This is a genomic window from Bacillus sp. 5RYD7K (assembly GCF_059831465.1).
The window spans coordinates 2,611,722-2,624,323 of record NZ_CP191200.1 but is presented as its reverse complement, the minus strand read 5'-3'; the positions used below and the strand labels follow the sequence as shown (position 1 = coordinate 2,624,323).

The window sequence follows — 12,602 nt, the reverse complement described above, 5'->3', positions numbered from 1 at the left end:
TAATTTAGGATCCATAGAAAAGCTACCTGTCATGACACAATCTCAGTTATAATGACTTCCACCCGCGGCTCTTCACTGTAAAACTTACTGACCTTCAAATCGACTACCTGACTATCATCCTTGTATATCAGATGATTTAAAGCGTCTTTGACACCTTTTACATAGTTATCGACGTCCGGCTTTGTTACAGGGCGTAAAAGTCCTTTTTCAGCATTCTCCTTTTTCCTCTTGGATCCGGATACAGCTTTCGGCATCGGTCTGAATACTCTGACTTCCATTGCGACAGGACCAACAATAACCTGCTTCGGTCGATGCTGAGACGCAACCAGTGCCACGTACTGCTTAAAATTTTTTGACTTTACAGGATCGTACATTCTAACCTTTCCGTTTTGAATGGATCCCCGCGGCCGTCCTTGGGCGATCGGCTCTCCGTAAACAATAAATTGAATAGAACTCAACAGCCTTTTACCTCCCGTCAATCTGTTCCCATTGCTTGATCTGCTTTTCCTTGTAAGGTGCAGTCAGTAATATAACTGGCAGCGCAGCAACTGCTTTAAGCACTTCTCACCAGCTCCATTTGCCTTATTTTCTCCTCCAGGATCCTAATCACCGGTGTGAGATCCTGTCCGCCTGTCTGTTCAGCCGGGCCGAACATATAAATCCCTCCGGATCCTTGAACGTTCGTTTTTAAGCTCATTCCCATTCTCCTAACCTATGATTTAATTGCATTCGGTCTCCCTTGATGATTACCGTATAATTACGGCACATCTGATGGATCCGAGATCCGAGCGCTTCGTCTATATCTAATAATGCTGCTGTATCTAATTCTGATGAAATCAGCAGTGGCTTGTGGTTCAGGTAGCGATAATTAACAACCGATTGGATCTGCTCAACCCGCCAATCTGTGGCCCGCGGTTCTCCCTTTACTGGTTTAAATAAATCGTCGATGAATAGAACGTCCGCTTTTCTCATTGCATCAAGCTTGGACTCTAGTTGGTCAAAGTTATCTCTTAAATTCCCCATCCCTTCAACGTAAGGAAAATACATGCAGTAAACAGATTTTTTCTTAATAAGGTTGTTCATAATTGCCGTTAATAGGTGCGTTTTTCCGCTGCCAGGCTGCCCAAGGAGGGCGATGCTGTTCGAACGTTCTCCTTTAACTTTTTGAAAATCCTTAAAGTATTCCATAGCGCACTCATATGCTTCTTTAATCATGTCAGGCTTGCCGTCTGTAATGAAATTACCGAATAAAAGCATTTCAAATTCCTCCGTAATGCCGCTGGCCTTCATAAGCCGCGCGATCTTTTTTCGTTTTACACACTCGCATTGCTTTGAAAATGTGGTTTTCCATTCCCGGGCCTTATCCGGTAAGCACACTTTTCCTGCTAGGTAATCCTCTTCCCTCACCATTTGATCAGCGTTAAGACTCTCCATTGTTTTTTGTTCTTTTCTCAGCTGCCGTTCAGTATCTTGGTGAACCCGATAAACAATGATTCCTTTGTCCTTGCAGTCAAGGCAATCATATTCAACCTTTTTTTCTGAGACGGCCTGTTCCGCTGAAAATTGGGCTGACCTGTCCCGTAGTTTTTTGAGAATGCCCGCCATTGCCATGTCCGTACTTTGTGTTTTGTGAGCTATCATGCTGTTTTTTCTCCTTTCTCTTCTGCGTAAACGGATTTGATAGAACTGCTTCAATGTAATTTAAACCAACCTTGCTGCCCTTGTTCCTGAAAGCCTGTTTCATAGCCTCCATGACCTTCTCCTCGCCGTAATCTTCAACCATATAGCCAATTCGCTGAGCTTCAATTGGTCCGATAGTACGGGCGACTTTGTTCTCGAATAATTCAAAGACATTTTTCACTTTTTCATCAACTTCCTTTCTTTCTTCCGACACTTGGACAAGGTCCTTCTTCTTGTTGTAATTGCCAAGCTGTATGTAATCCGCGTAATTCAGAACTGTAACAATAAAGCCGCGTTTTTGCGGCAACCTGTCCAGTTTTAAATACTCCTGCTTGACCATTCTGTCTAACGAGTATTTGATCTGATCGGATGACCAATTAAAACGCTTTGCTAATTCCACAAGCTTAATGATTGTCTGACCGAGCCCTAAATCCTGATCCGTTCTATACTCTGCCCGTTTGAATAAATGATCGTATATTGTCTCATCCCGTGAATCTTTAAATGGCAGGCGGGGTAAAATGACATATCCTAATCCTTGCGTATCCATATCGCTCACCTACTTCCTTTTACACACTGCTGTTAGAGCCTTAAAATCAATATCTGTTAATTCTAAAGATGGTTCATTTGTCTTCAGATAGTCCGTTACATACCGTATATATAAGCCCTTCCTCATATCACGCCTTACTGTCTTAACCAGCCAGTGATAACAATGCGGAATCGGAACCTTAATTAAATCCTTTTCCATCAGCTGATCAGCTCCGAGAAATGAATGATACTGTTTAACTGATTTGTTGCACGGCAATATTTGCATCTCTCACACCGCTCCGGCTTTTCGCCGCCGTGTTTCACTTGCAGGATACGACCCATACGCTGCTCAATTTCTTCAAGCTCTACTTCCATTCGGCCCTTATCGATATTGATGACTGCCTTATCCGGCGGATCCTCTTTAGACACCCCCACGATAAGAGGTTCAAGCCACTCGTTACGCCCAGTCATACGCCTTTCCATTTCTGCGTAGAGCGCCATCTGTCCGATGTATCCGTATGCTTCGACAAACGAGCAATAGCCTATTTCCGGATTCCACACCTTTTCTCGAAGTGAACGGGTTGTTTTCAGATCTGCAAAACGGCTGCCGGCCGGGTTATATACGTCCAGCTTGCCTTTCCACGGAACGCCGAAAAGTTCAGCCGTTACGATAACTTCCTTTGCTCCTTGCAGAACGAACATACAGAGTTCGTCATGTTGAATCGCCTCAATCATCAGATCAGCTAACTGATATTGCTTGTACAGCTGGCCTTTTTGTGTAAAAAGTGATGGCGTGTTGCTCTTGAATTCATCAAATACCTGTTTCCCTTCAAGCCAGGCATGAACATATTGACCGAAGAGTAGAGCCTCTGAACCCGGCGGCACCCATTCACCGTTAATTTTGGCCATTGTTGCCGCCTCGCATTGCAGAAAGCTCTTATATTGAGAATTTGACATGTAATATCTATCAATCTCGTTAGAATAGTAATTCTCCTTGTTTAGCGCCGGAATCGTCCTCATCAGCAGGATCACCAGCCTTTTTCTTTTTTTCATCTGCCTTCCCAACTTGCTCTTTTTGCTTTTTAAATTCTTCTTCAGCCTTTGACTTAGTCGCGCCTGTGGCCTTGATATTGAAGTAATCCTCTTTCTTTGCCATGCCGTCACGCAGAGAGGTATAGATGCGCCCGATCTTCAAAAAGTCTTGTTCTGTGAAGGCATCAACATCACTACCGATGTATTCCTGAATCATTTCTTTAGTAACGCCAAACTCTTTTTTGAATAGAGATAAAGCGTTTCTGAGTCGATCCTCCAAAGGTTCTTTATGACCGCTGATTAATGTTTGCTGACACATATCAACCGCAGCATCTACGATATCGCCTGGAATTACTCCAAGTATGCAGGCACGCAACCGGCGCGCGCCTTGATTGGCAACCATTTCATAAATATCCCTTGGATCATCAAGCTTTGTAATAGCACCGCGCGCTTTCCGTTCATGCTTAACCGTGAAAATCTTGGTTTGACGGGTATTCGTTTCAAGGTCCCAGGCATAAGCCATGACAGACGATTCTCCTGCCTTCTGTTCCAATTCCATAATCCCGTAATCAATGTTCCCCCAGTTCTGCGCCAACGCTTCAGCAAGACGTATAGAAGGCCCGGATACTTTTGAACCGCCTCGCGGATATTCGTACACCGCGTTCTCGGCCAACAGTCTCCGTTCACATGCTTTCTTAATTCGATCGAATGCCGCGTATACATCCCGCGGGAATTTCTTAGCGATGACCATAGCAGCCTGTACCTCTTGAGCTTGGCGACTGACCATAGCTTCGGTAGTCACGTTGGTTGCCTGTTGAGGTGCAGGCATATAATCTGAGTAATCTACCTGAGACAATCCATTCATTTTGCTGCCACCTCTCTCAAAAAAGCTTCTGTGCCGCGCCTCTGCCATTCTCGATATGCGTCCATTGACGGAAAACTGAATACAGGACGGCCATACTTGTCAAATGTAATTGAACCGCCAACCTGACTTAAACGTTCCTGATCGTCCGCCCGGTCGCTGAATGACACTGTAATTGATTTTTCCATTTATAAACCTCCATTGTTTTCTATGAGGCGTTTTGATATAATTAGATTCCAATCAATATTTCAAAACGCCTTACGAAGTCCACTTTGCCGAGTGGGCTTTTTTATTGCGCTGTTTGAAATTCAAAACCAAGCTGCTCCTTTAAGTACCGTTCAAGATTATCCCTCAAAATTACCTCGCCGCTGTCGATTACATAATCATCTGTTGGCATTATGATGTCCCCAAAAAAATCCTTTTTCATTTCAGGTTCTGACGTTTTATCGTGCCAGTTGTTCAAAACCATTGAATTTTCAATGTTCATTGCGAGCACCTGCTTATTACAGTTAAATTAATACCTCGCTGCTGCATTTTCATAGCTACATCGTACAAACGGTCTTTGTTTGCTAACCGGTTAATATCCTCCGTCAAAACTTTTATGCTTCCGGCTAAGCTAATGGCCTCTTCGTAATCACCATCACGCAAGGCCTCACATAGCATAATCGCCAATTCTTCTGCTGAATCCACTTTCCGTTTAGCAGCTTCTAAATCTGATGTAAGAAATTGATTGTTGTTCATATCGTAATTGCCTGCCTCTCCTCATGTTTTGCCATTGCTACTTGATCAACTAGCGCTTTTCTTGTCCACCTATCAGCAAGTTCTTGTATCTTTAAACCGTGTCCGCGGGCTAGTGAATAAATGAGTGTCTTGTTTGCCGGGATAAGATCGAAAATCTGTTTAATATCACCCATTGGCAGTTCCCCTGCCCTCCTACCCGGCCTGTCACTTGCCAGCCAACGGGCTAGATGTTTTGTTGCTTCCAAGGCCTCTTCCAACTGATGGACCATATTGATTACCGCGGCACTTGCACTTTCATTTAATGCAGGATCAATGGGCGCAGCCGCTGTTGGGTGCAGACGGAAAAGATAATGCACGAGATCAATATGTTCATAGGCTTCACATACTTCAAACCACTTAATGCATAGTTCAGGAGTGAGTTTGCTAAAGCCATTTTCCACATCAGAAACATATCGTTGATCCTTTCCCCCAATTAAATTACCGATTTGATACTGTGCAAGGCCCGCCGATTTTCGGACACTACGCATAATCTGCGGTAAATTTCGCAAATTGTATGGGTTGTTCTCCATATGTTTGCCTCCTGATATATTCAGTTTTTTACTGGTAAAATTTAAGTAATGAAAATACTAACTTGCCAGTTGCTTTTTCAATTTGTTAATGATGTAGGCTTGTCCCTTTGGTGTAATCTTCATTGTGAGCCACGTTTTTGACTTTCCGCTTACTTCTCGAACTCCCTGTGCTACTTCAAAGTAACCGCGGTTCACATATTCTTGATAAGGTTCATTTTTGTTGGAAAAGATCATCTTCCAATCTCGTAATTTCTGAAACAACTGCCTCTCACCAATAACAATGCCTTGTTTTGATGCAAGTTTTGCAACCTCTCTGACAAGAAGGGATTTTTCAGACGCCATACACGATTCAGCAAAACTGACCAACGGCTCCTGAATCCTCAATGTTTGTTCAAGCTGTTGCCGTTCTTCCTGTTCGGTGATCCATCGCTTTGCTCGGCTGACTGGATCATCAATCATATAAGACGGCTGCTTTAGTTTCTGAAGCTCATTTTCCATTCGGTTAAACTCCGAAATATACTTTTCTTTAAACAGCGCTGCCTTTGCACCTGTGTAACCAAAAACTAAGAATGTAAGACCGTCACGCTTGATGAGATATTTTTTATAAGTGCGATTCCTATTGTCCTTATATTCAACCTCCCCAAAATTGTGGAGATTAAATTCTTTACTAGAATCAAGGTTTTTAATATCACGTAAAACATGATCATGACGCTTTCCGAATACCTCAGCAACAGTCAGGCTATCAGTTACAACTTGATCGCCTTCAATAAAAACAAGTTGATTCATGCGGTTGCCCCCTTACGGAAATACTGGGTATTTTCCTCCACCCAACGGGTATTTCTTTCAATCCATTTAAAAAGCAGCTGGGTTGGAATTTTCTTGCCGAACTCATCATTTACCGGGAAATCAGGTCGCGACATGAGTTCAGACATTTTTGTTTGGCCGCATCTGAGTACTTTCATCGCTTCTTCTCTGGTTAAGATGTGAGGAAGCTCATTCAACGCCCCTAGCCGCTCAACCAACATATCTGTTGCCCTATCAGCAATTTTTGCTGCAATTTGATCAATGAAGTTATCGTCGTATTGCATGGTAAACATATTTGGTACCTCCTATGCTGTGTTTGATTTTTGTTTCGAAACGACGACATTTTCTTCAAAAAAAAGCGTCCAATCGACATCAAAGTTGTTAGCAATTCTCTTTGCTAGTTTTACTGAAGGATTTCTCTTTCCTAATTCAATGTTCGCGTAAGCACCTCTAGAGATACCAATTTCCTCAGCTGTTTCCTGTTGGCTTTTGTCTCCACGGATGTCTATCAACCATTTCCTCAATAGATTCACCCCCTATTTGCGTCGAAACGAATCATTTGTTTTTATGATATCGTCCATTAGAAACAATGTCAATAACTTTTTCGTCGTTTTGACACAAAACTTTATTTGTTTCATTTCGACACGTTATAATGTTTAATGAATGAGGTGAAATTATGTTTAAAGACCGGTTAATTCAACTCCGTAAAGGCAAGAAGTTAACACAAGAACAAATGGCTGAAAAGGTTGGCGTTCACAGGGGCACATATGCTAATTATGAAAGAGGCCATAGACAGCCAGACTATGAAACATTAGTTAAAATAGCTGATTTCTTTGAAGTCTCTACAGATTACTTGTTAAGAGGTCAAGAGTACTACCAAGATAAAGCTAAAGAACTCCGTAAGCAGAATGATGTTCGTTTTGATAATGTCGAAGGACAGGAACTGATGACGGAGGATGAAAAAGATAAATATCTTGCAGATGCTCTAAGGCGACTTGATGGGATTGAAAAAATGATTGCAGAGAATTTCAAAAACAAAAAAGAGGAAAAGTAATTATTCTTTATTGTTTATTAAGTTATTTCTGTTTACTAATAAGATCGGAACTTGAACCGAAATACAAATGAATCCGATCCGAAAGGATAATTTCACCATGTTCCTAATCCCTTATGGTTCAAGGGTTTTCAATCTTATTCTCATCTGAAACTGATCCGGACTTGAACGGAATCTCATCAGCAAAAATCGAGTCGTTGAGAAAAGTCCTGTTTTTTAAATTTTGATTAGCCCTTGTAGGGCTTTTCTTTAAACAAAACACCAGAACATAAGTTCTTTTCCAGAATGCATCAACCTCCTCCCCTACTTATTAATTTCATTTGTATTTATAACAACTCCTATACTTAATCTAAGAGGTGAAAGAATGTATACCAAAGAATTAATCAAGGGTAAAAAGTGGTTAGCAGTTGGAGAAGGCCCTCGTGACCCAGTCACCGGCAAACGAAAGCAAATTCCGCGGCGGGGTAAAACAAAAAAAGAAGCCGAGCAAAGAGTCCGTGATGCAATAGCAGCTTTAAATGAAGATGGCATCGATGAATCAAGAGTGAAAAAGGTAACTTTTGATCAAGTCGCAGCCGAATGGCTGGAAGAGTATATGTTAACAGGGAAGAAAAAGAACACTGTCCGAATCAGACGAGAAGAGATAAAAATATTAAATGCCTACATTGCCAAATCTATCATCAATAAAATAACCTTGAGACAGTATCAAAAAATACTTAACAAACTAGCAGAACAAGGGTATTCACAAAGCACTATGAATGGAGTACATACGACAGCAGGCATGATATTTAAGTATGCTGTTAAAGTAAAGTTTCTCAAAAGCAATCCTATTGCAGATGCTATAGTGCCTAAAAAAAGAATAACCGTTGAAGAAATTGAAAATAACAACATAGCTGAAAAATACCTCGAAAAATCGGAGATCGAGGAATTTCTTTTAGCAGTTAAAAATTACGGTTTACACATGGATCTGGAACGATTTTATTTACTTGCTTTTTCAGGTATGCGATCCGGGGAGTTATGTGCTCTCAAATGGTCTGACATCAATTTCGAAACAAAAGAACTCCGAATAACTAAAACCATTTATTCAGAAAGTAATAACATGAGAGAGTATGAATTAACTCCTCCCAAAACACCTGGATCAATTCGGACAATTGCTATAGACGATCAAATTATAGCCATGCTGAAAGCATATAAAACGAAAGTGAAAAAGATGCATTTGCAATCACAAACAAAATTATCTGAGTACCATAATGAAAACTTTATTTTCGCAAGAGAAAACGGGTACCCTTACCTGCCAAAAAGCATCATATATCGGATGGAAAGAATTCTAAAAAAAACATCCATAAAAAAACATGCGACTCCTCACATATTCAGACACTCACATATCAGTATGTTAGCTGAAGCAGGTGTCGATATTGCGACCGTGATGAAAAGAGTCGGCCACGATGATGTGAAAACAACAATGAAAATCTATACCCACGTAACAAATAAAATGAAAGAGGATGCCTCGCAAAAAGTTCAGCAAACTTTCGGAAGCATCCTCGATCTCGGGATTTCATAAAGAAATGTTATTAAAATGTTATTTTTTTAAGAAAAACGGATGACTAACCCTCTTGAACCCTTGTCACATCAAGGGTTTCTTTCGTTTTAGGAATCATATTATAAACAATATTCAAAAGGACGGCGGTAAAGCTGCCGGCGACGATTCCGTTTGTGGTCAAAAGATTTAAGTAAGACGGCAGGTGTTTAAACATATCGGGAACGACGGTTACGCCGAGTCCCAATCCGACGGAACACGCGACGATCAGAAGATTTTCCTGCTTTTTGAAGTCAATTTGGCTGAGCATTTTAATGCCGTAGGAAATGACCATACCGAACATGGCCACCATCGCTCCGCCCAGTACCGAAGATGGGATGATGGTCGTGAAAGCTGCGATTTTCGGAAAAAGACCGAAAAGCATTAAAAGTGCGCCCGTAACACCGATGACCGCGTTTTTCTTAATTCCCGTCAGCTGCACGAGGCCGACGTTTTGGGAATAGGCCGTGTACGGAAATGCGTTGAAAATGCCGCTGATGAATACCGCAAGGCCTTCAGCGCGGTAGCCTTTTGCTAAATCACGTTCTGACAGGCGCCGGTTTGTCAGATCACCTAAAGCGAAATAGACGCCGGTTGATTCCACAAGGCTGACAATGGCAACGATGGACATCGTAATAATCGGTGCCGCATGAAATGTCGGCGTCCCAAAGTAAAACGGTTTAATCATTTGAATTGCGTCAGCGTTCGCCACATTGTCAAATTGCACTTTGCCCATAAAATAAGCGATGGCCGTCCCGATGACAATGCCGATTAAAATCGAAATGGATTTCATAAATCCTTTTGTAAACCGATAAAGCAGCACGATGATGACAAGCACCGTAAATCCGAGGGCAAGGTTAGCCGGATCACCGAAATCCTTGCTGCCTTCCCCGCCGGCAATATGATTCATTGCAACCGGCATCAAGGTCATCCCGATAATCGTGACGACAGATCCGGTTACAACGGGCGGAAAAAATGCGACAAGCTTGCCGAAGAAAAAAGACAGCAGAATGACAAGCAGACCCGATGCCAAAATGCTCCCGTAAATGGCAGAAATCCCGTATTCCTTGCCGATGGAAATAATCGGCGCCACAGCTGTAAACGTACAGCCGAGCACAACGGGCAGGCCGATGCCGAAACATTTATTCCTCCATACTTGAAGCAGCGTAGCCGCCCCGCACATAAAAATGTCAATTGAAACGAGATATGTCAGCTGTTCTGCATTCAGTCCCAGCGCCGCTCCTACAATTAAGGGAACGACAACGGCGCCGGCATACATGGCAAGGACATGCTGGATACCGAGGGAAAGAGTTTTGGCATAGCTGTTTTTCATGAACGGACCTCCTGTACAAATGTCACTTTTCCGTCTTTAAGCGATTGAATTCTCGCCAGTGATTCGACACGGCATCCTTTTTTCACAAGCCCGTCTCTTCCCGGCTGAAATGACTTCTCAATGACAATGCCGATCCCGCAAACCGCTGCGCCCGCTTGTTTTACGATGGATAAAAGCCCTTCTGCCGCCTGTCCGTTCGCTAAAAAGTCGTCAATGATTAACACGCGGTCATCTTTAGAAAGATGACTGCCTGAGACGGCAATCTGACTTTCTGTTTTTTTCGTAAAAGAATAAACGGACGCCGTCAGCAGATCATCCGTTAACGTGAGAGACTTCCTTTTTCTCGCAAAAATGACGGGAACGCCGAGTTCAAGGCCGGCCATCACCGCAGGCGCAATGCCCGAAGATTCAATTGTGACGATTTTTGTGATACCGTCTTTTTCAAAACGGCGCGCAAATTCCCGGCCGATCTGCTGCATAAGAACCGGATCAATTTGATGGTTTAAAAAAGAATCAACTTTCAGCACTTGGTCAGAAAGAACGATTCCGTCTTCTTCTATTTTTCGTTTTAATGCTTCCACAATGATTACCCCCGCTTATAGAAAATAAAAAAGCATTGCCCGCTCTCAATAAAAAGAGCAAGCAATGCCGAATGTCTACACGTAACGGCCGAATAAAATCCGTTCCATTGCTCACTCATAGTCGGACATTTACGGTGACCGGTAGAAACTTGCGTGCCATATCCACGCGATTATATGAGTGTTCGTATGATATTAATCAAATTATAACAAGACCCGCTTATTTTGCATAGAGAAATTTTAATAATCACGAACTTTTTCGAATAATTAATCTCTATTATTCGTCTTTTTGGTTTAGAAAAACACCCGGTGTATACCGGGTGTTTCGTTTATAGAAATAAATTCGAATATTTGCCGACAAGATACTCAATGAGGTATTGAACGTTCAGCTCTTCTCCCGTTGCATCTTTAATAATGTCAAGCGGCAGTTTGCGTCTTCCGTGCTGATGAACCTTTTCTGTCAGCCATTGTTTGATCGGCTCAAAATCGCCCCGTTCGATTAATTGATCAAATTCAGGCAAATCGTCAAGCATGGTATTCTTCAACTGAGCCGCATACATATATCCGAGCGCATAGGAAGGGAAATAACCGAAATCTCCGCCAGCCCAATGAACGTCCTGCAAAATACCTTTTGCATCAGATGGCGGCGTAATACCTAAATAATCATGATATTTTTGATTCCACAATGCAGGCAGTTCCTCCACTGACACTTCATTACTGAAAATCGCTTTTTCGATTTCATAACGGATAATAATGTGAAGCGGGTATGTCAGCTCATCAGCTTCAATTCGGATAAAGGACGGTTTCGCCTCGTTGACGGCGCGTACAAAATCCTCTCTTTTTACATCTTGAAATTGATCAGGCGAAGCCTCAATCATTTTTTCATAATATGCGGTCCAGAAATGTTGATTTCTGCCGATAAAATTTTCATAAAATAACGATTGGGATTCATGAATTCCCATGGATGCACCGTCAGATAAATTTGTCCCGCTCAGCGCTTCGTCAATATTCTGCTCGTAGATTGCATGCCCGCATTCATGAATCGTTCCGAAAATCGCGGTGCGGAAATCGTTTTCGTCATATCTGGTCGTCACCCGCACATCGCCGCGGTTGATTGTCGTCATAAACGGATGCACCGTCTCATCCAGGCGGCCGCCGTCAAACTCATACCCGAGCTCTTTTAAGAAGTACAAGGAGAGATCTCTTTGTTTTTCTTTCGGAAACGTTTTTGTTATAAAGGCAGTGTCCGGTTTATTGCCGGATGCCGTCACTTTTTTGACTAAGGGAATGATGGCTTCCTTCAATTCAGAAAACAGCTGATCCAGCACCTTTACCGTAACACCCGGTTCGAAAATATCGAGCAATGCGTTGTACGGATGATCCTCATAGCCCCAATAAGATATAAACCGCTTATTAAAATCAATCAGCTTCTCAAGATAAGGAGCAAACATGGAGAAATCGGAGGCCGCCCTTGCTTCCTCCCAAGCCGTTTCAGCTTTTGATGTCAAAATGACATATTCTTTATACTCTTCTTCAGGAATTTTTTTATTATGGTCATAATCTTTTTTTGCCAGTTCCGCCGCTTTCACTGTATCTTCAGAGAGCTCCTCTGCATGCGCGAGAAGGATGTCAATCAGCTCTTTCGTCCGGTCGGATGTCTGGATTTGAAAAACGTCAGCCGACAGCTGTCCGATGCTTTCCGCACGGTCATCGGAGCCTTTTTTCGGGGCTCCCGTCCTTGAGTCCCAATGCATAAGCGCAATGGCTTCTTCATAATGGGATACTCTTTTTAACAGATCAAAAAACTCTTTTTCATATGTATGTATGTCCATATCCGTTCCCTCCCTTTTC

Annotated in this window: 18 protein-coding genes and 1 riboswitch; of the genes, 2 read left to right on the top strand and 16 right to left on the bottom strand. The window is 42.4% G+C overall.

Going from position 1 to position 12,602, the window contains the following annotated elements; all coding sequences use genetic code 11:
- Positions 1 to 29 precede the first annotated feature (29 nt).
- The 13 genes from ACQE26_RS13205 to ACQE26_RS13145 all read right to left on the bottom strand — a co-directional run bounded on the left by ACQE26_RS13205 (position 30) and on the right by ACQE26_RS13145 (position 6,737).
- Positions 30 to 458: a RusA family crossover junction endodeoxyribonuclease gene (locus tag ACQE26_RS13205; protein ID WP_500469659.1), complete on the bottom strand. Its 429-nt coding sequence runs from the start codon at positions 456 to 458 to the stop codon at positions 30 to 32.
- A 95-nt stretch (positions 459 to 553) separates the two neighbouring features.
- The gene (locus ACQE26_RS13200; protein WP_173363128.1) at positions 554 to 697 is read right to left on the bottom strand and encodes a hypothetical protein; all 144 of its coding nucleotides are present in this window, start codon (positions 695 to 697) and stop codon (positions 554 to 556) included.
- Positions 694 to 1,641, bottom strand: coding sequence for an ATP-binding protein (locus ACQE26_RS13195; protein ID WP_500469657.1), 948 nt, complete (start codon positions 1,639 to 1,641; stop codon positions 694 to 696). The genes ACQE26_RS13200 and ACQE26_RS13195 overlap by 4 nt, the downstream gene beginning before the upstream one ends.
- The gene (locus ACQE26_RS13190) at positions 1,526 to 2,227 is read right to left on the bottom strand and encodes a DnaD domain protein (RefSeq protein ID WP_500469656.1); all 702 of its coding nucleotides are present in this window, start codon (positions 2,225 to 2,227) and stop codon (positions 1,526 to 1,528) included. Before ACQE26_RS13190 ends, ACQE26_RS13195 begins: the two co-directional genes overlap by 116 nt.
- A gap of 197 nt (positions 2,228 to 2,424) precedes the next feature.
- Complete coding sequence (locus tag ACQE26_RS13185; protein WP_416333014.1) at positions 2,425 to 3,258, bottom strand: PD-(D/E)XK nuclease-like domain-containing protein; 834 nt, start codon at positions 3,256 to 3,258, stop codon at positions 2,425 to 2,427.
- Positions 3,182 to 4,102 (bottom strand): hypothetical protein, encoded by a 921-nt coding sequence (locus tag ACQE26_RS13180; RefSeq protein WP_168985316.1) that lies wholly within the window; start codon positions 4,100 to 4,102, stop codon positions 3,182 to 3,184. Before ACQE26_RS13180 ends, ACQE26_RS13185 begins: the two co-directional genes overlap by 77 nt.
- Positions 4,099 to 4,287: a YjzJ family protein gene (locus tag ACQE26_RS13175; RefSeq protein ID WP_500469655.1), complete on the bottom strand. Its 189-nt coding sequence runs from the start codon at positions 4,285 to 4,287 to the stop codon at positions 4,099 to 4,101. The genes ACQE26_RS13180 and ACQE26_RS13175 overlap by 4 nt, the downstream gene beginning before the upstream one ends.
- Before the next feature lie 101 nt (positions 4,288 to 4,388).
- Positions 4,389 to 4,586: a YqaI family protein gene (locus ACQE26_RS13170; RefSeq protein WP_500469654.1), complete on the bottom strand. Its 198-nt coding sequence runs from the start codon at positions 4,584 to 4,586 to the stop codon at positions 4,389 to 4,391.
- Positions 4,583 to 4,840 carry a YqaH family protein gene (locus ACQE26_RS13165; RefSeq protein WP_500469653.1) on the bottom strand — a complete coding sequence of 86 codons (258 nt, stop codon included), beginning with the start codon at positions 4,838 to 4,840 and terminating at the stop codon, positions 4,583 to 4,585. The genes ACQE26_RS13170 and ACQE26_RS13165 overlap by 4 nt, the downstream gene beginning before the upstream one ends.
- Positions 4,837 to 5,409, bottom strand: a complete 573-nt coding sequence (locus ACQE26_RS13160; protein WP_168985313.1) for a helix-turn-helix domain-containing protein — start codon at positions 5,407 to 5,409, stop codon at positions 4,837 to 4,839. Before ACQE26_RS13160 ends, ACQE26_RS13165 begins: the two co-directional genes overlap by 4 nt.
- A 57-nt stretch (positions 5,410 to 5,466) precedes the next feature.
- Entirely contained in the window at positions 5,467 to 6,195 is a 729-nt protein-coding gene (locus tag ACQE26_RS13155) for a Rha family transcriptional regulator (RefSeq protein ID WP_335433481.1), read from the bottom strand.
- Positions 6,192 to 6,506, bottom strand: coding sequence for a hypothetical protein (locus ACQE26_RS13150; RefSeq protein ID WP_032863594.1), 315 nt, complete (start codon positions 6,504 to 6,506; stop codon positions 6,192 to 6,194). Before ACQE26_RS13150 ends, ACQE26_RS13155 begins: the two co-directional genes overlap by 4 nt.
- Positions 6,507 to 6,518: 12 nt before the next feature.
- Positions 6,519 to 6,737 carry a helix-turn-helix transcriptional regulator gene (locus ACQE26_RS13145; RefSeq protein WP_025852635.1) on the bottom strand — a complete coding sequence of 73 codons (219 nt, stop codon included), beginning with the start codon at positions 6,735 to 6,737 and terminating at the stop codon, positions 6,519 to 6,521.
- Positions 6,738 to 6,889: 152 nt separating this feature from the next.
- Between ACQE26_RS13145 and ACQE26_RS13140 the strand changes: the two genes are divergently transcribed.
- Both ACQE26_RS13140 and ACQE26_RS13135 read left to right on the top strand, forming a co-directional pair.
- Positions 6,890 to 7,267: a helix-turn-helix domain-containing protein gene (locus ACQE26_RS13140; protein ID WP_014418220.1), complete on the top strand. Its 378-nt coding sequence runs from the start codon at positions 6,890 to 6,892 to the stop codon at positions 7,265 to 7,267.
- Between the two features lie 361 nt (positions 7,268 to 7,628).
- Positions 7,629 to 8,825 carry a site-specific integrase gene (locus ACQE26_RS13135; protein WP_500469652.1) on the top strand — a complete coding sequence of 399 codons (1,197 nt, stop codon included), beginning with the start codon at positions 7,629 to 7,631 and terminating at the stop codon, positions 8,823 to 8,825.
- A gap of 43 nt (positions 8,826 to 8,868) precedes the next feature.
- Here ACQE26_RS13135 and pbuX read toward each other — a convergent pair whose 3' ends face one another.
- The 3 genes from pbuX to ACQE26_RS13120 all read right to left on the bottom strand — a co-directional run bounded on the left by pbuX (position 8,869) and on the right by ACQE26_RS13120 (position 12,583).
- Positions 8,869 to 10,173 carry a xanthine permease PbuX gene (pbuX, locus tag ACQE26_RS13130; RefSeq protein WP_500469651.1) on the bottom strand — a complete coding sequence of 435 codons (1,305 nt, stop codon included), beginning with the start codon at positions 10,171 to 10,173 and terminating at the stop codon, positions 8,869 to 8,871.
- Positions 10,170 to 10,754 carry a xanthine phosphoribosyltransferase gene (gene xpt / locus ACQE26_RS13125; RefSeq protein WP_060964925.1) on the bottom strand — a complete coding sequence of 195 codons (585 nt, stop codon included), beginning with the start codon at positions 10,752 to 10,754 and terminating at the stop codon, positions 10,170 to 10,172. The genes pbuX and xpt overlap by 4 nt, the downstream gene beginning before the upstream one ends.
- Positions 10,755 to 10,852: 98 nt before the next feature.
- Positions 10,853 to 10,952, bottom strand: a riboswitch (purine riboswitch).
- Between the two features lie 128 nt (positions 10,953 to 11,080).
- Complete coding sequence (locus ACQE26_RS13120) at positions 11,081 to 12,583, bottom strand: carboxypeptidase M32 (protein WP_500469650.1); 1,503 nt, start codon at positions 12,581 to 12,583, stop codon at positions 11,081 to 11,083.
- Positions 12,584 to 12,602: the final 19 nt, after the last annotated feature.